Source organism: Stenotrophomonas sp. GW821-FHT09E08, assembly GCF_059416125.1.
The window spans coordinates 24,218-43,500 of sequence record NZ_JBWKOO010000012.1 but is presented as its reverse complement, the minus strand read 5'-3'; the positions used below and the strand labels follow the sequence as shown (position 1 = coordinate 43,500).

Genomic DNA, 19,283 nt, shown 5'->3' with positions numbered 1-19,283 from the left:
TCTCTGCTGTTGCCGGCCAGCGGCCGGCACTACCGGAACACGACCGTGCGGTGCCCGTTGAGCAGGATGCGGTGCTCCACATGCCGGCGCACGGCGCGTGCCAGCACCAGCGATTCAGTATCGCTGCCCAGCCGCACCAGTTCGCGCGGTGCCATCGCGTGGTCCACGCGGGCCACGTCCTGTTCGATGATCGGGCCTTCGTCCAGATCCTCGGTGACGTAGTGCGCGGTGGCGCCGATGATCTTGACGCCGCGCGCGTGCGCCTGGTGGTACGGCTGCGCACCCTTGAAGCTGGGCAGGAAGCTGTGGTGGATGTTGATCGCACGACCGGCCAGGGCGCGGCACAGCGTGGGTGACAGGATCTGCATGTAGCGCGCCAGCACTACCAGGTCGATGCGCTCGCGTTCGACCAGGTCGATGATCTGCTGCTCCTGTACCGCACGCGTATCGGCGGTCACCGGCAGGTGATGGAACGGCACCTGGTAGGACGCGGCCAGCGCTGCGAAGTCGGCATGGTTGGACGCCACCGCCGCGATGTCGACCTTCAGCTGGCCGCTGTGGGCACGGAACAGCAGGTCGTTGAGGCAGTGCCCCTGCTTGCTGACCAGCACCAGCAGGCGTGCGCGGCGTCGGCCATCGTGCAGTTGCCAGTCCATGCCGAAGCCGGCGGCGAGCGTAGCCATGGCGGCGTGTACGGTCTCCAACGGCAGGCTCGCATCGCGGTCGAAGTGCACGCGCAGGAAGAAGCGGCCGCTTTCCTCGTCGCCGAACTGCTGGGCGTCGAGGATGTTGCAGCCGTGGTCGAACAACAGGCCGGACACGCGGTAGACGATGCCGGTACGGTCGGGGCAGGACAGGGTGAGGATGGAATCGGGGCGCATCTTCCGAGTGTAGGGCAGCGACATGCCTGCCGGATCGATGGTCACCGATGCAACCGACCTGCTTGGTTCAGTCCCAAGCGATACTTGGGTTTCTCCATGGCAAGCTGGTCGGTCATGAACCTGTTGCAACTGATCCGCAGCTTCACCCGCACCGCAGAGACCGGCAGCATTGCCGCTGCGGCCCGCATCCTTGGCATCAGCGCCACCGCAGTCGGCCAGAACATCAACCGGCTGGAGGCGCATCTTGGCGTACGGTTGCTGAACCGAAGTACGCGCCAGCTGGCCCTCAGCGAGGCCGGCGCGCTGTACCTGGCGCAGGTGCGCCACATCGAAGCCGACCTGGCACGCGCGCAGGCGATGGTCACCTCCGGTGACATCGAACCGGCCGGACCGCTGCGCATCGCCAGCAGCAGCGCGTTCGGTCGCCACGTGCTTGCGCCGTTGCTGCCTTCGCTGCAGCAGCGCTACCCGCAACTGCAGCTGGAGCTGCGGCTGACCGACCGCGCCGTGCAGCATGGTCCGGAGGCGGTGGATGCCAGCATCCGCATCGGTGCGCAGCTGGAGGACGGCGTGGTCGCGCGGCAACTGGCGCGCGTGCCCTTCGTGTTCTGTGCCTCACCGGCCTATCTGAAGGCACATGGCACGCCGCAGCTACCCTCCGACCTGAGCGGCCATCGCGGTCTGCTGCACCGCTTTCCCACCGACGGCCGGCCGCTGCGCTGGTGCCTGCTGAAGGATGGCCAGCGCGTGGGCACCGCGCTGCCGCCGAGCATGGTCTGCGATGACATCGACGCGTTGGCGACGCTGGCGGCGGCCGGTGCCGGCATCACCCGGCTGGCTGCGTTCGTGGCCGAGCCGTACCTGCGCGATGGCCGCCTGCAGGCGGTGTTCGGCGCCGATACCGCGTGGCGACCGGAGCCGATGGAAGTCTATTTCTGCGTCAGCGACCGTCGCGACTTCACCGCCAAGATCCGCGCGCTGTTCGAGCACCTGCAGGCCGGCATGGCGCCGGCCTGGCGGGTGTGAGCCTCAGCGCGTCTTGAACACGCCGCGTGCATCGCGCGGCTCGCAGCGCAGGTACTGCGGCGCCGCGTCCACACTGTCACGCAGCGCGGCGGCGGCATGCCACGGCCAGCGCGGGTCGTAGAGGATGCCGCGCGCCAGCGCTACCGCATCGGCATGGCGATGGCGCAGGATCGACTCGGCCTGCTCCGGTTCGGTGATCATGCCCACCGCGATAACCGGCATGCGCACCTTGGCCTTGATCGCCGCCGCGAACGGAACCTGGTAGCCCGGGCCGACGTTGATCTTCTGGCGCTCGTCCAGGCCGCCGCTGGAGACATGCAGGAAGTTGCAGCCGCGCGCGTCCAGCACCTGGGCCAGCGCCTCGCTCTGCACCAGGTCCCAGCCGCCATCGACCCAATCGCTGGCAGAGATGCGCACGCCCACGGCGACCTTGTCGGACACCACCGCACGCACCGCATCGAACACTTCCACCAGCAGGCGCAGGCGGTTCGGCAGCGAGCCGCCGTAGCCATCGGTGCGGCGGTTGCTCAGCGGCGACAGGAACTGGTGCAGCAGGTAACCGTGCGCGGCGTGCAGCTCGATCAGCTCGAAGCCCAGGCGCTCGGCGCGCACCGCACTGGCGGCGAAGGCGGCGATGACTTCGGCGATGCCGGCTTCGTCCAGCTCCTGCGGTGCCGGATCGGTGGCATGGAACGGAAGTGGCGACGGTGCCAGCGTGGCCCAGCCACGCGCATCGTCGGCCGGCAACTGGCCACCGCCGTCCCACGGACGCTTCACCGAGGCCTTGCGGCCGGCGTGGCCCAACTGGATGCCCAGCGGCATCGGCGACCAGCGGCGGACGCTGGCCAGCACCTGCGCCAGCGCGGCCTCGGTGCCATCGTCCCAAAGGCCCAGGTCGGCCCAGCTGATGCGGCCGCGCGGCTCGACCGCGGTGGCTTCCAGGATCAGCAGGCCGGCGCCGGACTGCGCCAGGTTGCCCAGGTGCATGGCATGCCAGTCGCTGGCGCGGCCGTCTTCGGCGGAGTACTGGCACATCGGCGCGATGACGATGCGGTTGGACAGGGTCAGGGGGCCGAACGAGATCGGCGAAAACAGCTGGGTCACGGCGAGGCGGGGGAGAAGCGGATGGGGGGGCGTATTGCACCGCCGCACGGCCTGCGAATCAACCGTCTGGATGGATCGCTGTTTCGTGGGAAGGCGCAGACGCTGGGTCAGCGCACCCAGCCGGCCAGCGCCTCGGCGCAGTCGCGCTCGTCCTTGAACTGCAGCAGGTCGTCGGCGCGGGTGCGGCCACGGTTCAGCGCGGCTACCGGCAGCCCCGCCTTGGCTGCGGCCTGCACGAAGCGGAAACCGGAATAGACCATCAGCGAGGAACCCACCACCAGCACCGCGTCGGCCTGCTGCAGGTGATCGTGCACCGCCGCCACGCGTTCACGCGGCACGTTTTCGCCGAAGAACACCACGTCCGGCTTCAACACGCCGCTGCAGTGCGGGCACTCGGGCACCACAAACGTGGAGAAATCGGTCTCCAGGTCGGCGTCGCCATCCGGGGCGATGCCGGCCTCCAGCGCGTCCCAGCCGGGGTTGGCGTCCAGCAGGCGCTGTTGGAATTCCTCACGGCCACTGCGGCGCTCGCAGCCCATGCAGCGCACCAGATCCAGACGGCCGTGCAGGTCGATGACGTTGTGGCTGCCGGCACGCTGGTGCAGGCCGTCCACATTCTGCGTCAGCAGCACCTGCAGCGTGCCGCGCGCTTCCAGCGCGGCCAGGGCCTGGTGGGTGCCGTTGGGCTGGGCCAGGCCGAAGCGCGGCCAACCCAGCAGGCTGCGCGCCCAGTAGCGCTGGCGGGTGGCCGCCTCGCCCATGAAGGCCTGGTAAGTCACCGGCGGCGTGCGTTTCCACTGGCCATCGGTATCCCGGTAATCGGGAATGCCCGAAGCGGTACTGCAACCCGCGCCGGTCAGTACGAACAGGCGCTGGGCGCGGTCGATGAAGTCGGTCAGTGGCGGGGTCATGGCTGCCAGATGGGGGCGCGGCGGCGCCCCCGCAAGCGCAGGTTCAGCCGGCGGATCAGGCTGTCGGCAGCGGCGGCACCGCGATCGGATGGCCTTCCTCGTCCAGCGCGATCATCACGAAGTGGCCGCGGGTGCACAGCTTGCGCTCGCCGCTGTGCAGGTCTTCGGCGACCAGTTCCACCTCCACCTTCATCGAGCTGCGGCCGACTTCGACGATGCGGCCGATGGTTTCCACCATCTGGCCGATGCGGATCGGCAGCTTGAAGTCGACCTGGTCGCTGCGCGCGGTCACCACGGTGCGGCGCGAGTAGCGGGCGGCGGCCAGGAACGCGGCCTTGTCCATCCACGCCAGCGCCTGGCCACCGAACAGGGTGCCGAGATGGTTGGTGTGGTTGGGGAAGACAATTTCTGCCATGCGCACTTCGGTGGGCGGCACGGTCTCGGGGATCGGGGTCATGGGGGTGCTTCGGTGTGGGGTGCTGCGGATTCTAAGCGACCGGCGTGATGGCCATCGGAATGCACGTGCAACGGTCACCCGGCAGCGGCGCCTGCGCAGGCCGCGCCTGTGGCAGGCGTTACACTGCGCCACGCCCACTGCCAGGACTGCCCATGCCCGCCACTTCCGACCTGCTGGCCTTTGCGCTGGTGTCGCTGGCCATGGTGCTCACACCCGGGCCGAACATGATCTACGTGATCTCGCGCTCGATCTGCCAGGGGCCGGTGGCAGGCCTGATCTCGCTGGGCGGGGTGGCGCTGGGCTTCGTGTTCTACATGCTGTGCGCGGCGCTGGGCATCACCGCCCTGCTGATGACCGTACCGTTCGCCTACGACGCGCTGCGCATCGGTGGCGCGCTGTACCTGCTGTACCTGGCCTGGCAGGCGCTCAAGCCCGGCGGCCGCTCGCCGTTCGCGGTACGCGAGCTTCCACAGGACAGCCCGCGCAAGCTGTTCACGATGGGCTTCCTGACCAATCTATTGAACCCCAAGGTGGCGGTGATGTACCTGTCGCTGCTGCCGCAGTTCCTGCACCCGGACAGCGAAGGCAGCGTGTTGATGCAATCGGTGGTGCTGGGCTCCACCCAGATCGCGGTGAGTGTGACCGTGAACGGCATCATCGCGCTGACCGCGGGCAGCATTGCCGGCTTCCTCGCCGCGCGCCCGACCTGGCAGGTGGTGCAACGCTGGCTGATGGGCACGGTGCTGGCCGGGCTGGCGGTGCGCATGGCGGTGGAAGGGCGGCGGTAAGACATACGGTAGCGCCGGGCCATGCCCGGCGAGCGCGCAGCGCGGCCGACGTTGTCCGTCGTGCCGGACGGTTTCCGCCGGGCATGGCCCGGCGCTACCAACAAAAAACCCCGGCGTTGGCCGGGGTTTCTCGTTGCGACAGGCCTGACCGGTTCGATCAGAAGTTCATGTCGAAGGCGACTTCGCCCTGCACGCCCACCTGGTAGGCCGAGGCGCGGCGTTCGAAGAAGTTGGTCAGTTCCTGCACGTCCTGCAGTTCCATGAAGCTCAGCGGGTTGCGCACGTTGTACTTGCGCTCCATGCCCAGGCGATGGAAATGGTTGTCGGCGCAGTGCTGCAGGTACTGGCGCATGTCACGGGTGGAGATGCCCGCCACACCACCGGACAGCACGTCCTCGGCGAACTGCACTTCGCACTCGATCGCTTCGGCCAGCATGTCATAGACATCCTGCTTCATCTTGTCGTCGAACAGGTCCGGCTCTTCCTCGCGGATCACGTCCACGCACTCGAAGGCGAAGTCCATGTGCGCGCTTTCGTCGCGGAACACCCAGTTGGTGCCCGAAGCCAGGCCGTTGAGCAGGCCGCGCGAACGGAAGTAGTAGACGTAGGCGAACGCGGCGAAGAAGAACAGGCCTTCGATGCACGCAGCGAAGCAGATCTGGTTGAGCAGGAACTGGCGACGCTCTTCGCGGGTCTCGATGCGCTTCAGGTTCTGGATCGAGTCGATCCACTTGAAGCAGAAATCGGCCTTCTTCTTGATCGAGTCGATGTTCTCCACCGCGGCGAAGGCTTTGACGCGCTCGTCCGGATCCGGCAGGTAGTTGTCGAGCAGGGTCAGGTAGAACTGCACGTGCAGCGCTTCTTCGTACAGCTGGCGCGACAGGTACATGCGCGCTTCGGGTGCGTTCAAGTGCTGGTACAGGTTCAGCACCAGGTTGTTGGACACGATCGAATCGCCGGTGGCGAAGAACGCAACCAGGCGGTGGATCAGGTGACGCTCGCCCGGCGACATCTTGCTGTGCAGGTCGCTGATGTCGATCTGGAAGTTGATCTCTTCCACCGTCCAGGTGTTCTTGATCGCATTCCGGTACATGTCATAGAACTGCGGGTAGCGCATCGGGCGCAGGGTCAGTTCAAAACCGGGATCGAGCAGCATCTGCTTGGGCTTGTCGGCCATGGGTGTTTCCTTGTCTTCTCGGGTCAAAACGCCGGGCGTGGCCCGGCGCTACCTTGTCATTCCAGCAGCCGAGCATGGCTCGGCTCTATAAGTGCGAAGTGTTCGAGTGCCGACCAACGGTCGGCACCCACCACGCAATGTTATTGGCAGGCTTCGCAGGCTTCCGGGTTTTCCAGCGAGCAGGCGATGGCCTCTTCCGGGCTGAACACCTTCTCCGGGGCGGCGCCTGCGGCGTGGCTGACCGTGGTCTTGGCGATCTTGGTGGCCGGACGCGAACGCAGGTAGTAGGTGGTCTTGATGCCCTGCTTCCAGGCGTACATGTACATGGAGGACATCGCGCCGATGTTCGGGCTTTCCATGAACAGGTTGAGCGAGGCGGACTGGTCGATGAAGGCGCCACGGTCGGCGGCCATGTCGATCAGCGAACGCATCGGTAGTTCCCACGCGGTGCGGTAGACGTGGCGCAGCGTTTCCGGAATCTGCGTGATGCCCTGGATCGAGCCTTCGGCCAGCTTGATCGCGTCGCGCATTTCCGGGGTCCAGTGGCCCAGCTTCTTCAGCTCGTTCACCAGGTAGCGGTTGACCTGCAGGAAGTCACCGGACAGGGTTTCGCGCTTGAACAGGTTGGACACCTGCGGTTCAACGCACTCGTAGCAGCCGGCAATCGAGGCGATGGTCGCGGTCGGTGCGATGGCGATCATCAGCGAGTTGCGCAGGCCATGTTCCTTGATGCGCTCGCGCAGGCTATCCCAACGCTCGGCGTCTTCAGGCACCACGTTCCAGGCATCGAACTGCAGCTCGCCGCTGGCCGCACGGGTGTCGGCGAAGGACGGGTGCTTGCCGCGTTCCTGGGCCAGTTCGACCGAGGTTTCCAGCGCGTGGAAGTAAATGGTCTCGGCGATCTTCTTCGACAGCGCGCGGGCTTCGGCGCCGTCGAACGGCAGGCGCTTGCGGAAGAACACGTCCTGCAGGCCCATGCAGCCCAGGCCGACCGGGCGCCAGCGCAGATTGCCACGGCGCGCCGATTCGATCGGGTAGAAGTTCAGGTCGATCACGCGGTCGAGCTGGCGCACGGCCAGTCGCACGGTGTCGGCCAGCTTGTCGAAATCGAACTCGCCGTTGCCGTCGAAGTGGTTGCCCAGGTTGATCGAACCCAGGTTGCACACCGCGGTCTCTTCGGCCGAGGTGACTTCCAGGATTTCGGTGCACAGGTTGGACAGGTGGATCACGTTGCCGGCGCGCAGGGTCTGGTTGCTGGCGCGGTTGCACTTGTCCTTGAAGGTCATCCAGCCGTTGCCGGTCTCGGCCAGGGTGCGCATCATCCGCGAGTACAGCTTGCGCGCGGAGATGGTGCGGTTGGCCTTGCCCTGTGCCTCGGCCTGCAGGTAGGCGGCTTCGAAGGCTTCACCGAACAGGTCGGTGAACTCCGGCACCACGCGCGGATCGAACAGCGACCATTCCTGGTCGGCCTCGACGCGCTTCATGAACAGGTCCGGGATCCAGTTGGCCAGGTTCAGGTTGTGCGCACGGCGCGATTCGTCGCCGGTGTTGTCACGCAGTTCAAGGAAGTCCTCGACGTCGGCGTGCCAGGTTTCCAGGTAGACGCAGGCCGCGCCCTTGCGCTTGCCGCCCTGGTTCACCGCAGCCACCGACGAATCCATGGTCTTCAGCCACGGCACGATACCGTTGGAATGGCCGTTGGTGGACTTGATCAGCGAGCCGCGCGAACGCACGCGGGTGTAGCTGACGCCGATACCGCCGGAGAACTTGGATAGCTGGGCGATATCGCCGTACTTGGAGTAGATCGACTCCAGCGAATCCTGCGGCGAATCCAGCAGGAAGCACGAGGACAGCTGCTCGTGGGTGGTGCCGGAGTTGAACAGGGTCGGGCTGGACGGCAGGTAGTCCAGGTTGCCCATGCGCTTGTACAGCGCCAGGGCCTCCGGCACGTCCTCGCTGAGCGCGCTGGCGATACGCAGGAAGAACTGCTGCGGGGTCTCGATCACCTTGCGGGTGTGCGGATGGCGCAGCAGGTAACGGTCGTACAGGGTACGCAGGCCGAAGTAATCGAAGTTCAGGTCCAGCGACATGTCGATCGCATCGTTGAGCTTGCGTGCGTTGGTCTGCACGAAGTTCAGCAGGCGGTCGTTGATCAGGCCCACTTCGTGGCCACGACCAACCGACTGCGAGAAGGCATAGATTTCCTGGCCCGAGACTTCCTTGGCGATGTAGTTGGCCAGCAGGCGCGCGGCCAGGCGGCCGTACTCGGGCTCTTCACCGATCAGCAGGGCGGCGGTGCGGATGGACAGTTCGTCCAGCTCGCGGGTGGTGGCGCCGTTGTACAGGCCGGAAATGGTGCGGGTGGCCACGCGCATCGGATCGACGGCGTGCAGGCCTTCGGAGGAACGCTGCACCGCGCGCACGATCTTGTTCAGATCCACCAGCTCGGTCGTGCCATTGCGCTTGGTCACACTCATCGCGTTGGCCGTCGGCGGCGACGTCAACAGGAATTCGCTTTCCTTCTCGATGGTGGCGCTGGATTCGGTGGTCACGGCGTGAGTCCTCTTGGCGTGATGGATGGTGGCTCGGTGCATCGGATGACGCGGCCCGGGACGTGACACCCCAGCATTGCAGACCGGCGTCGCAGGAATTGAGACCTGCGCCTGTGGCTGCTGCTGGTAGTGCTGACCGGTGCCGCTTCGGGCGTGGAGGGCGCATCACCGGAGGGTCCGGCGATCCATTCCATGGACCCGGCGGCTTGGGGTTCCCAACGCCGTCAGCCACAAGATAGTGGGGGTCAGGGGGTCCGTCAACGCCAAATGTAGTGAAATTCGGCAATCCCTTGCGCCGCAAGGATCGGGCCGTCGGCGCCCGCTTTGGACGCTTTGAACCTGCTGGAACGGGCTGCGCAGTCAAGCCCGAAAAACATCACGGCGGTAGCAATCAGCGCCCCACCAGCGGAACGATGACAGCTTCACATGACAGTGATGAAACTGGCTAGGGACAACCCTGTGGATAGGTGGTGGGCAGCCGGTGGGAATCCGGTGGACGGGTGACTTCCGGCCGGTGACGGCCTTGCCCAGGCAGCGGATGCTGGGGACCTTCGGTTCCGGAGAAGGATGTTCCGATGCGCCTGTCACTGCCCGCCCTGGCCCTGCTGCCCGCCCTGTTCATTGCCCCGGCACTGGCCGCCGAAGGACCGGACCTGCGTTCGGACCAGTGCGGCATCCATACCGACTACGACGTGCTGGTGGACAGCGGCGGCATCTGGCTGCGGCACGGCCCACAGGCACCGCATGAAGTGGTGTTCCACGACGGCGAGCTGAGCCTGGACGGCAGGATGGTGACGGTCAGCACGGCCGACGCCGCCCGCCTGCGGCAGATGGAGGCCGGTGCCCGCCAGCTGATGCCAGCGGCCACGGCGCTGGCCCACGAAGTCTCCGCAGTCACCTTCGATGCGTTGGACGCCGCCTTCGAAGCCATCACCGGCAAGTCCCGCAATCGCCAGATGCGTGCGATGCGCGGCGAGATGCAGGACTGGATCGACGCCAGCCTGGGCCGCGGCTACTGGGAACAGGAAGCCTTCGGCGACGGCTTCGATGCGCACATCGAGCAGATGGCCGAGACGATGGCCGGGTCGATGACCCGCAGCGTGTTGTGGCAGGTGTTCACCGGCCGCACCGGCGCCATGGAGCGCCGCGCCGACCGCCTCGATGCGGAAGTGGACCGCCGCATGGAGGCACGCAGCCAGCAGCTGGAGGCCAAGGCCATGGCGCTATGCCCGCTGGCGCGGTCACTGGCAGAGGCCCACGATGCGCTGGAGGTGCGCTACCAGGGCCAGCCGCTACGGCTGCTGCAGCGCGACGCGAGCGTACGGGTGGAGCACGGCACCGGCTCGGGGCTGCATGTCTCGGCCGGGCCGGATGAGCAGCCACGTGGGAATGCCGTGGCACCCTCCCGATAACTGCGCTGCGTATGCCGGCCAGCGGCCGGCACTACCGGAACCCTAGCGTGGTAGTGCCGGCCGCTGGCCGGCAACGCACTCCCGCAGAACCCCTCACGCCCGGTGCGGGGTACCCAGGTATTCGGCGCTCTGCATTTCAATCAGGCGCGAGGCGGTGCGCTCGAACGCGCCCTGCAGGCGGGTGCCGGAATACAGCTCGACCGGCGAAGTGCTGGCGGTACAGACCAGGTTGACATGGCGGTCGTACAGCTCGTCGATCAGATTGACGAAGCGGCGCGCGGCATCTTCGTTCAGGCGGTCGAACGCAGGGATGCCGCCCAGCAGCACGGTGTTGAACTCGTGCGCGATCTCGATGTAGTCCGACGGGCCGCGCGGGCCCTCGCACAGGGCGGCGAAATCGAACCAGGCAATGCTCTTGCCACGGCCACGAACCGGGATCTTGCGGCCCTCGATCTCGATGTTGCCGGTCTTGGCCGGCTGGCCGCCACTCAATTCGTTCCAGCGCGTGGCCAGCCAGTCGTCGCTGTCGGCGGCCAACGGTGCGCGGTACACCGGCGAGCGGGTCAGCGCGCGCATGCGGTAGTCCTCGGTGCCCTCGGCGTACAGCTCGACGCAGAAGCGCTGCAGCAGGCCGATGGCCGGCATGAAACTCTCACGCTGCAAGCCGTTGAGGTACAGGTTTTCCACCGCCGTATTGGAAGTAGTGACCAGGGTCACGCCCTCGGCGAACATCCGCTCCAGCAGCCGCGCCAGCAACATGGCGTCGCCGATGTCGGTGACGAAGAATTCGTCCAGCACCAGCACGCGCAGGTTGCTGCGCCACTCCTGGGCGATCTTCGCCAGAGGATCGCTCTGCCCCTGGTGCTCACGCAGGCGCTCGTGGACGCTGCGCATGAAACGGTGGAAATGGGTGCGGTACTTCTGCTTGATCGGCAGGCCGTCGTAGAACAGGTCGACCAGGAAGGTCTTGCCACGACCGACGCCGCCCCAGAAGTACAGGCCCTTGACCGGCTCGGGCTTCTTCCAGAACGAGGACAGGCGGTCCAGCCAGCCGTCCTCGGCACTGTCCAGCAGGCCCAGGTGGATGCGGTCCAGTTCGGCCAGCGCGGCGTGCTGGGCCGGGTCGTTCTGCCAGTCGCCACGGGCAACCCCTTCCGCGTACCGCTGCGACGGGGTCAACTCGGTTGCACTCATGCCGCCGCGCCCAGCCAGTGCTTGACGCCGTGGGTCAACGCGCCGCGCAGATCGATCAGCTTGCGGTGGAAGAAGTGGCTGGTCTCCGGCATGCGTACCAGCTCATGCGGGAACGCCAGCGTGTCCAGCCACTGGTAGACGGCCTGCGGATCGACGATCTCGTCCTGCTCGCCCTGTATCACCAGCCAGCGCGCCGGGGGCGCGATGCCATCGAAATCCCAGCGGCCGGCCGGCGGCGCGATCGAGATCAGCGCTTCCGGCTGCAGCTCGGCAGCAGCCTTCAACGAAACGAACGAGCCGAAGCTGAAACCGGCCAGCCACAGGCGGTCGTCGGGGCGCTGGCTCTGCACCCAGGCGGCAACCGCCTTCAGGTCGTCCTGCTCGCCCACGCCGTGATCGAACTCACCGGCCGAACCACCGACGCTGCGGAAGTTGAAGCGCACCGTGGCGATGCCCAGCTCGCGCAGGGTGGTGGCGGTCATGGTGACCACCTTGTTGTGCAGGGTGCCGCCTTCGGTGGACAGCGGATGGCAGATGATGGCCACGATCGGCTGCGCCGGCACATCGGCCTTGGGCAGGTCGACGACCACCTCCAGCGGACCAACCGGGCCATCCAGCACCAGGCATACAGTTTCGCCAGCGGCGACAGGGAACGAGGGCTTGTGCATGGCACCATGATAGCGTCCCCCGCCCCTGCCCTGTGCCCGCCCCATGCTCTACCTGTCCTTGGCCGTGATCTGCAGTGTGCTGGTTTCGGTGTTGTTGAAGCTGGCCAGCCGCCGCCAGCTGGATGTTGCGCAGATGGTCACCTGGAACTATCTGGTGGCGGCAACGCTCACCGCCGTGGTGCTGCAGCCGCCGATGGATGCGCTGCGCGCACCACACGCGCCATGGCTGTCGCTGCTGGCGCTGGCGGTGGTGCTGCCGTCGATCTTCCTGGTGCTGGGCCGCGCGGTGGCGGTGGCCGGCATAGTCCGCAGCGACGTGGCGCAGCGGCTGTCGCTGCTGCTGTCATTGGCGGCGGCCTTCCTGTTCTTCGGCCAGACCGCCACGCCGTGGAAGCTGGCCGGTCTCGGCCTGGGTCTGCTGGCGATGGTGGCCATCAGCCTGCGCCCGCGCGGACCGGCGGTGGCGTCCTCACCCGGTGGCTGGGGCTGGCTGCTGGGCGTCTGGGCCGGGTTCGCGGTGGTGGACGTGCTGCTCAAGCAGGTGGCGCTGTCCGGCACACCCTCGATGGCGGCGGTGCTGGCCAGCTTCAGCGTGGCCTTCGTGCTGATGCTGGCGTTGCAGCTATGGCGGCATTTCAGTAGCCGCAGCCGGCTGGCCTGGCGCAACCTCGGCGCGGGCGCGCTGCTGGGCCTGCTCAACGGCGGCAACATCCTTTTCTATGTGCATGCGCACCAGGCGATGCCGGAGAGCCCGGCCACCGTGTTCGCCGGCATGAACATCGGCGTGGTGGTATTGGGCGCGCTGGTGGGTGTGTTCGCCTTCGGCGAAGCGACCACGAAGTGGAACCGCGCCGGCCTTGCACTGGCGGTGCTGGCGATCGGGTTGATCGCCTGGGGGTGAGCGTTGGTTGCGGCGGGCCATTTCCGCGCCCGCGGTGGGATGTCACTTTTCTTTTCACGCGAAAAGAAAAGTAACCAAAAGAAACGCGCCGCCAGCCGCGAGCCGGTGCTGTGCACCGGTACCCTGCGCTTCTCGGTGAATCAGGGGTCGGCGCCGAACTCGCTGCGCTCAGACATCGGCGCCTCTTCGCCCCTGATTCACCTGCGATGCTCGGCTCGCTTGAAGGCGGACTGGTAGATCAAAAGCAACGGCAGCATCCGTGCCGATCAAGGTCCCTCCCAGAGCAGATCCCCGGCGAACCTTATCTGTCGAAACCCAGCAGCAGCGGATCATGGTCGGAGCTGCGCCACGGGCCCTGCATGTTGCGGCCCTGGTAGCCGCTGGCGTCCTGTTCGTCGGCATTGCTGTGCCACTCGGCGGCACCGCGCAGGCGCTTGGCCATGCCCGGGTTCAGCAGGGCGTGGTCGAGGCGGCCGGTATAGCCGTTGTAGACGTAGCTGTAGGGATGCTCGACCTTGGCCACCTTGAAGGCATCCTGCCAGCCCAGGTCATGCAGGGTGCGGATCGGGTCTTCCATCGCGTAGGCATTGAAATCGCCCAGCAGCACCGCGTCCTTGGCACCGGTACCGGTCGGGTCGGCCTGCAGCCAGGCGTGCAGCTGCTGCGCCGAGGTCACGCGGGTGGCGTTCCAGCAGCCCTGGTTGTCGTTGCGGTCGGCGTCGGCGCCGCTCGCATCGCGGCAGCCCTTCGATTTGAAGTGGTTGGCGACCACCACGAACGGCGCGCCCTGCTTGCCCTGGAAGGCCTGCGCCAACGGCACGCGGCTGTGCTCGACGAACGGGCCGCCGGTCAGCGTGGCCGGCTTGCCGACCGGCTGCAGGCGCGTGCTGCGGTAGATGATGCCGACCCGGATCGGATTGTCACCGGGGCCGCTGCCGGCGTCGACGAAGCGCCAGTCACCCTGCGCGCCGCGATCGCGGTTGAGCGCATCGACCAGTTCGGCGATGGCCGACTGCGGGCCGTAGCCGTCGTTCTCCAACTCCATCAGTGCAGCGACATCGGCGCCCAGCGCATTGACCGTGGTGACCAGCTTGGCCACCTGCGCCTTGTGCTCATCCGGCGTGCGCGCACCACGCAGGGTCGGGAAGCCGCCGCCCTGGCCGTCGCCATTGAAGAAATTCTCCAGGTTGAAGGCCGCCACGTGCAGACTGCCCGGCACCGTCGGCACCGCCGGACGCTTCAGCTCCGGCAGCTTCAGCACGCCTTCGACCTGCAGGCGCGGACGGCCCTGTGCATCCACGTGCACGACACCTTCCACATTGCGCAGCTGCATGCCGGTACGCAGCACCGGGTTGGCCGGCAGGTAGGCCACGCTGGCCGGGTCGCGGGCATCGCTGCCGTCGTCCAGCACCAGGCGGCGGCGCTGGTTGTCGGCCATCACCTGTTCGTAGCCCGCGGTACCCGGCGCGGCCACTTCGGTCGGCTGCCACAGGCGGCCATCGAAGGCCACGGTGAGCTGCCCAAAGCGCTCCAGGCCATCAGTGCCGGCCAGGGTCAGTGGCGCGGCGACGCGCACGTGCTGGCCGTCCAGTGCACGCCAGTCGGCCGGCGCGGCGGTCAGCACCACGGTGGCGCTGTTGCGCGCGGCGGCGGGTGACGCGACCGGTGCGACCTGCGGCTGGGCCTGGGCGAAGGCGCTGGCCGGCAGCAGCAGGGACAAGGCAAGAACGAGGGAACGGCGGCGCATCGACGGGCGACTCCATGGAAGAGGCGCACAGACTAACCCTGAAATGCGAAACCCCGCCTGCGCAGCGGGGGCATATGAGCGATCAGGCCTTGGTGGGCAAAGCCTGGTAGTGCCGGCCGCTGTCCGGCAACCTCATGACCTTCGTGCAATGCGTGGTTGCCGGCCAGCGGCCGGCACTACCGGTTACTTCAGGTTGCCCAGCATCCAGTCCACGGTGGCGTGGATCTGCTCCTCGGTCAGCGCCGGGTTGCCACCCTTGGGCGGCATGATGCCGCCATCGGGGCCGGTGTAACCCTCGATGGCGTGCTTGTAGAGGGTGTCCTTGCCCTGTGCGATGCGCTTGTCCCAGTGCGAGTGGTCCAGCGTCGGCGCCATGCCCACGCCGGTGGTGTGGCAGGCGGTGCACAGGTTGTCGAAGATCACCTTGCCGTCCTTGGTGCCGCCGTAGGCGACCTGCGAGGCGGCCTTGGCCAGTGCGGCAGCCTTGGCGGCGGCCTGCGCGGCGGCGCCGGTGCTGCCGGCATAGACCGCGCCGGTGGGCGAAATGCGCTGCTCGGTACGCTTGACCGCGGTGGGCGACACCTCGGGCGGAATCCGGGTATGGATGTAGGCGGCAAGCAGGATCAGGCCGAGGGTGATGGCCATCAACAGCGCGATCACCATGGAGAAGCGTTTCAGGAACTCCAGATCGTAATTCCGCACTCTTCGTTACCCCTGGCTGATAGTCGTTGGACCACGGCTGAGCGACTGCGTGATGAACCGAGTATAGAACGGGCTTTGCGTGCGACAACAGGCGTCACTGCTGGTGCGGCGCAGCATTCGGCCCCGGTAGTGCCGGCCGCTGGCCCGCATCTCCATCCCACCGGATAGATCATGCAGAAGCCGGCCAGCGGCCGGCGCTACCGAATTACCGGTGCGCCGATCGCGCGCAGGCAGAAGCTGCAGATCGCATCCACCAGCGCGTCTTCGTCGCGGTGTGCTTCGCGGCTGGGCGCGGTCGGGCCAACCATCGCCTCGGTGAAAGCTCCGACCAGGCAGGCGGCGGCCACATGCGCGTCTTGCGCCGGCAGCTCACCGGCCGCCACGCCCTCCTCCACCAGCCGCAGGAACACGTCGCCGAAGGCGCGGCGACCGCGCATGCGCTCGGCTTCCACCTCCGGATCGACCGGTTCGACGATGAAGGCATGGGCCAGCCCAGGCCCGGCCAGGGCACGGCGGACGAAGGCGGTGATCGCCAGCCGCAGGCGCTCGCTGGCCACCTCCGGGCCGCTGGCGATGCGCTCCATGATCGCCACTTCGTGGGCCACCGCGGCGTTGAGCACCTCCACGAACAGTTCGGCCTTGGACGGGAAGTGCCGGTAGATCAGGCCGGTGGACACCCCCGCCTGGGTTGCCACGGCGGTCACCGGGGCGTTGCGCCAGCCACCGGCGGCGACCCGTTTACGGGTCGCCAGCAGGATCCGTTCACGGACCCCGGCCAGGCGTTCTTCCATCAGTGCAGAGCGTTTGTAGGCCATGTTTTGATTCTAGATTCAATTGTTGAATTTGTATTCACTTCTTTCCCGAACCCCGTTACGCTGGGGCCCAATCGCCCGTGCGGGTGGCAGTCCCTGAAACCGCCGCCCGCTCCCCGCCGGGTGCGTCCATTCCCTGCAGTCCCGTCGTGGAGCCACCGCAATGCACGTGCCATCCCTGAACTTCGATCTCGGCGAAGAGATCGACCTGCTGCGCCAGAGCGTGGCCCATTTTGCCGCTGCCGAGATTGCACCGCTCGCGGCTGAAGCCGACGCAACCAACCAGTTCCCGTTGGCACTATGGCCGAAGCTGGGCGAACAGGGCCTGCTGGGCCTGACCGTGGAAGAAGAATACGGCGGCACTGGCATGGGTTACCTGGCCCACGTGGTGGCGATGGAAGAGATCTCACGCGCCTCCGGCGGCATTGGCCTGTCCTATGGTGCGCACTCCAATCTGTGCGTGAACCAGCTGCGCAAGAACGGCAACGAAGAACAGAAGCAGCGCTTCCTGCCCGGCCTGTGCAGCGGCGCCCTGGTCGGCGCGCTGGCGATGAGCGAGCCGGGCGCCGGTTCGGACGTGGTGTCGATGAAGCTGCGCGCGGACAAGCGCGGTAACCGCTACGTGCTCAACGGCAACAAGATGTGGATCACCAACGGCCCGGACGCCGACGTGCTGGTGGTCTACGCCAAGACCGACATGGACGCAGGCGCCAAGGGCATCACCGCGTTCCTGGTCGAGAAGGGCATGAAGGGTTTCTCCACCGCGCAGAAGCTGGACAAGCTGGGCATGCGTTCCTCGCCCACCTGCGAGCTGGTGTTCCAGGATTGCGAAGTACCGGAAGAGAATGTGCTGGGTCAGGTTGGCGGCGGCGTGCGTGTGCTGATGTCCGGCCTGGACTACGAGCGCGTGGTGCTGTCCGGTGGCCCGCTGGGCCTGATGGCCGCCGCCATGGACGTGGTGATGCCGTACGTGCATGAGCGCCACCAGTTCGGTGAAGCGATCGGCAGCTTCCAGCTGATCCAGGCCAAGATCGCCGACATGTACGTGGGCCTGGGCGCCTGTCGCGCCTATGTGTACGCCGTCGCGCGCGCCTGCGACCAGGGCCGCACCACCCGCCAGGATGCCGCCGGTGCCATTCTGTACGCCGCTGAAAAGGCCACCTGGCTGACCGGCCAGGCGATCCAGATCCTGGGCGGCAACGGCTACATCAACGAGTACCCCACCGGCCGTCTGTGGCGCGACGCCAAGCTGTATGAAATCGGCGCCGGCACCTCGGAGATCCGCCGCATGCTGATCGGCCGCGAACTGTTCCAGCGCACTCTGTAAGGCTATCGCGATGACCGTCCTGAACAGCCAGCTGCAACCGGGCAGCGAAACGTTTGAAAGCAACCGCGCGGCGATGCAGGCCGTGGTCGACGACCTGCATGCCACCCTCGCCCGCACCGCGCTGGGTGGCAGCGAAGCAGCGCGTGCCAAGCACACCGCACGCGGCAAGCTGCTGGTGCGCGACCGCATCGACGCCCTGCTCGACCCTGGCAGCGCCTTCCTTGAGATCGCGCCGCTGGCCGCGCATGGCATGTACGACGATGCCGTGCCTGCTGCGGGCGTGGTCGCCGGCATCGGCTGCGTGAGCGGCGTGGAATGCGTGATCGTGGCCAACGACGCCACGGTCAAGGGCGGCACCTACTACCCGATGACGGTGAAGAAGCACCTGCGCGCGCAGGAGATTGCCGAGCAGAACCACCTGCCGTGCATCTACCTGGTCGATTCCGGTGGTGCCTTCCTGCCGCTGCAGGATGAGGTGTTCCCGGACCGCGATCATTTCGGCCGCATCTTCTACAACCAGGCCAACCTGTCCGCGCAGGGCATCCCGCAGATCGCCTGCGTGATGGGCAGCTGCACCGCCGGCGGTGCCTACGTACCGGCAATGAGCGACGAGACCGTGATCGTGCGCGAACAGGGCACGATCTTCCTCGGCGGCCCGCCGCTGGTGAAGGCGGCTACAGGTGAAGTGGTCACGGCCGAGGAACTGGGCGGCGCCGATGTGCATACCCGCATCTCCGGTGTGGCCGACCACATGGCCGACAACGATCTGCAGGCGTTGGCGCGGGTGCGCGCGATCATCGCCCAGCTCAACTGGCGCAAGCCGGAACCGGCGATGGCGGTGCAGGCAACGGAAGAGCCGCTGCTGCCGGCACACGAGCTGTACGGGGTGATTCCGGCCGACACGCGCAAGCCCTACGACGTGCGCGAAGTGATCGCACGGCTGGTCGATGGCTCGCGCTTCGATGAGTTCAAGCCACGCTACGGCGCCACGCTGGTCACCGGCTTTGCGCATCTGAACGGTTACCCGATCGGCATCATCGCCAACAACGGCATCCTGTTCTCCGAATCCGCACTGAAGGGCGCGCACTTCATCGAGCTGTGCACCCAGCGCAACATTCCGCTGGTGTTCCTGCAGAACATCACCGGCTTCATGGTTGGCCGCAAGTACGAACAGGGCGGCATCGCCAAGGACGGGGCCAAGCTGGTGATGGCGGTGGCCTGCGCCAAGGTGCCCAAGTTCACCGTGGTGATCGGTGGTTCGTTCGGCGCCGGCAACTACGGCATGTGCGGCCGCGCGTACTCGCCCAACTTCCTGTGGATGTGGCCGAACGCGCGTATCGGCGTGATGGGCGGCGAGCAGGCCGCCAGCGTGCTGGCCACGGTCAAGCGCGATGGCATCGAAGCCAAGGGCAGCCAGTGGCCGGCAGCGGAGGAAGACGCCTTCAAGGCACCGATCCGCGACCAGTTCGAGCAGCAGGGACACCCGTACTACGCCAGCGCGCGCCTGTGGGACGACGGTGTGATCGATCCGGTCGATACCCGCCGCGTGCTCGCCCTGGCGCTGTCGGCCAGCCTCAACGCCGCCCCGCAGCAGACGCGCTTCGGCGTGTTCCGCATGTAACCC

General features: G+C 67.0%; 17 protein-coding genes. 6 read left to right on the top strand and 11 right to left on the bottom strand.

Going from position 1 to position 19,283, the window contains the following annotated elements; translation table 11 throughout:
* Nucleotides 1–29: 29 nt before the first annotated feature.
* Nucleotides 30–881, bottom strand: a complete 852-nt coding sequence (gene purU, locus AC07M7_RS15005; protein ID WP_136639137.1) for a formyltetrahydrofolate deformylase — start codon at nucleotides 879–881, stop codon at nucleotides 30–32.
* A gap of 114 nt (nucleotides 882–995) precedes the next feature.
* On the opposite strand from purU, the gene AC07M7_RS15000 reads away from it, so the two are divergent.
* Nucleotides 996–1,907, top strand: coding sequence for a LysR family transcriptional regulator (locus AC07M7_RS15000; protein WP_495207753.1), 912 nt, complete (start codon nucleotides 996–998; stop codon nucleotides 1,905–1,907).
* Nucleotides 1,908–1,910: 3 nt separating this feature from the next.
* Here the strand turns inward: AC07M7_RS15000 and AC07M7_RS14995 are convergent, their stop codons facing one another.
* The 3 genes from AC07M7_RS14995 to AC07M7_RS14985 form a co-directional block, all read right to left on the bottom strand.
* Nucleotides 1,911–3,011: an NADH:flavin oxidoreductase/NADH oxidase gene (locus AC07M7_RS14995; protein ID WP_428709774.1), complete on the bottom strand. Its 1,101-nt coding sequence runs from the start codon at nucleotides 3,009–3,011 to the stop codon at nucleotides 1,911–1,913.
* A 107-nt stretch (nucleotides 3,012–3,118) separates the two neighbouring features.
* Complete coding sequence (locus AC07M7_RS14990; protein WP_136639095.1) at nucleotides 3,119–3,922, bottom strand: NAD-dependent protein deacetylase; 804 nt, start codon at nucleotides 3,920–3,922, stop codon at nucleotides 3,119–3,121.
* Between the two features lie 55 nt (nucleotides 3,923–3,977).
* Nucleotides 3,978–4,379, bottom strand: coding sequence for an acyl-CoA thioesterase (locus AC07M7_RS14985; protein ID WP_065724127.1), 402 nt, complete (start codon nucleotides 4,377–4,379; stop codon nucleotides 3,978–3,980).
* 152 nt (nucleotides 4,380–4,531) lie between these two features.
* Between AC07M7_RS14985 and AC07M7_RS14980 the strand changes: the two genes are divergently transcribed.
* Entirely contained in the window at nucleotides 4,532–5,167 is a 636-nt protein-coding gene (locus AC07M7_RS14980; protein WP_253079592.1) for a LysE family translocator, read from the top strand.
* A 157-nt stretch (nucleotides 5,168–5,324) separates the two neighbouring features.
* Here the strand turns inward: AC07M7_RS14980 and AC07M7_RS14975 are convergent, their stop codons facing one another.
* A complete protein-coding gene (locus tag AC07M7_RS14975; protein WP_012509755.1) occupies nucleotides 5,325–6,344 on the bottom strand; it encodes a ribonucleotide-diphosphate reductase subunit beta in 1,020 nt (339 codons plus the stop codon).
* A gap of 140 nt (nucleotides 6,345–6,484) precedes the next feature.
* On the bottom strand, nucleotides 6,485–8,896 hold the full coding sequence (locus AC07M7_RS14970) for a ribonucleoside-diphosphate reductase subunit alpha (RefSeq protein WP_004136104.1): 2,412 nt from the start codon (nucleotides 8,894–8,896) through the stop codon (nucleotides 6,485–6,487).
* A 575-nt stretch (nucleotides 8,897–9,471) separates the two neighbouring features.
* Here AC07M7_RS14970 and AC07M7_RS14965 point away from each other — a divergent pair.
* Nucleotides 9,472–10,308, top strand: a complete 837-nt coding sequence (locus AC07M7_RS14965) for a YggN family protein (protein ID WP_495207752.1) — start codon at nucleotides 9,472–9,474, stop codon at nucleotides 10,306–10,308.
* A 93-nt stretch (nucleotides 10,309–10,401) separates the two neighbouring features.
* On the opposite strand, the gene zapE is transcribed toward AC07M7_RS14965, so the two are convergent.
* Both zapE and AC07M7_RS14955 read right to left on the bottom strand, forming a co-directional pair.
* On the bottom strand, nucleotides 10,402–11,502 hold the full coding sequence (gene zapE / locus AC07M7_RS14960) for a cell division protein ZapE (RefSeq protein WP_136640094.1): 1,101 nt from the start codon (nucleotides 11,500–11,502) through the stop codon (nucleotides 10,402–10,404).
* Complete coding sequence (locus AC07M7_RS14955) at nucleotides 11,499–12,170, bottom strand: alpha/beta hydrolase (RefSeq protein ID WP_495207751.1); 672 nt, start codon at nucleotides 12,168–12,170, stop codon at nucleotides 11,499–11,501. The genes zapE and AC07M7_RS14955 overlap by 4 nt, the downstream gene beginning before the upstream one ends.
* Nucleotides 12,171–12,213: 43 nt before the next feature.
* Here AC07M7_RS14955 and AC07M7_RS14950 point away from each other — a divergent pair, with 43 nt between their 5' ends.
* On the top strand, nucleotides 12,214–13,071 hold the full coding sequence (locus tag AC07M7_RS14950) for an EamA family transporter (protein ID WP_253079477.1): 858 nt from the start codon (nucleotides 12,214–12,216) through the stop codon (nucleotides 13,069–13,071).
* Between the two features lie 301 nt (nucleotides 13,072–13,372).
* Here AC07M7_RS14950 and AC07M7_RS14945 read toward each other — a convergent pair whose 3' ends face one another.
* From AC07M7_RS14945 to AC07M7_RS14935, 3 genes are all read right to left on the bottom strand, one after another.
* On the bottom strand, nucleotides 13,373–14,818 hold the full coding sequence (locus AC07M7_RS14945; RefSeq protein WP_428709779.1) for an ExeM/NucH family extracellular endonuclease: 1,446 nt from the start codon (nucleotides 14,816–14,818) through the stop codon (nucleotides 13,373–13,375).
* A 183-nt stretch (nucleotides 14,819–15,001) separates the two neighbouring features.
* A complete protein-coding gene (locus AC07M7_RS14940; RefSeq protein WP_135271957.1) occupies nucleotides 15,002–15,520 on the bottom strand; it encodes a c-type cytochrome in 519 nt (172 codons plus the stop codon).
* A 197-nt stretch (nucleotides 15,521–15,717) separates the two neighbouring features.
* Nucleotides 15,718–16,335: a TetR/AcrR family transcriptional regulator gene (locus tag AC07M7_RS14935; RefSeq protein WP_495207750.1), complete on the bottom strand. Its 618-nt coding sequence runs from the start codon at nucleotides 16,333–16,335 to the stop codon at nucleotides 15,718–15,720.
* Nucleotides 16,336–16,495: 160 nt separating this feature from the next.
* Here AC07M7_RS14935 and AC07M7_RS14930 point away from each other — a divergent pair, with 160 nt between their 5' ends.
* Nucleotides 16,496–17,659: an isovaleryl-CoA dehydrogenase gene (locus AC07M7_RS14930; protein WP_482998517.1), complete on the top strand. Its 1,164-nt coding sequence runs from the start codon at nucleotides 16,496–16,498 to the stop codon at nucleotides 17,657–17,659.
* A 10-nt stretch (nucleotides 17,660–17,669) separates the two neighbouring features.
* Nucleotides 17,670–19,280 (top strand): carboxyl transferase domain-containing protein, encoded by a 1,611-nt coding sequence (locus AC07M7_RS14925; protein ID WP_495207749.1) that lies wholly within the window; start codon nucleotides 17,670–17,672, stop codon nucleotides 19,278–19,280.
* Nucleotides 19,281–19,283: the final 3 nt, after the last annotated feature.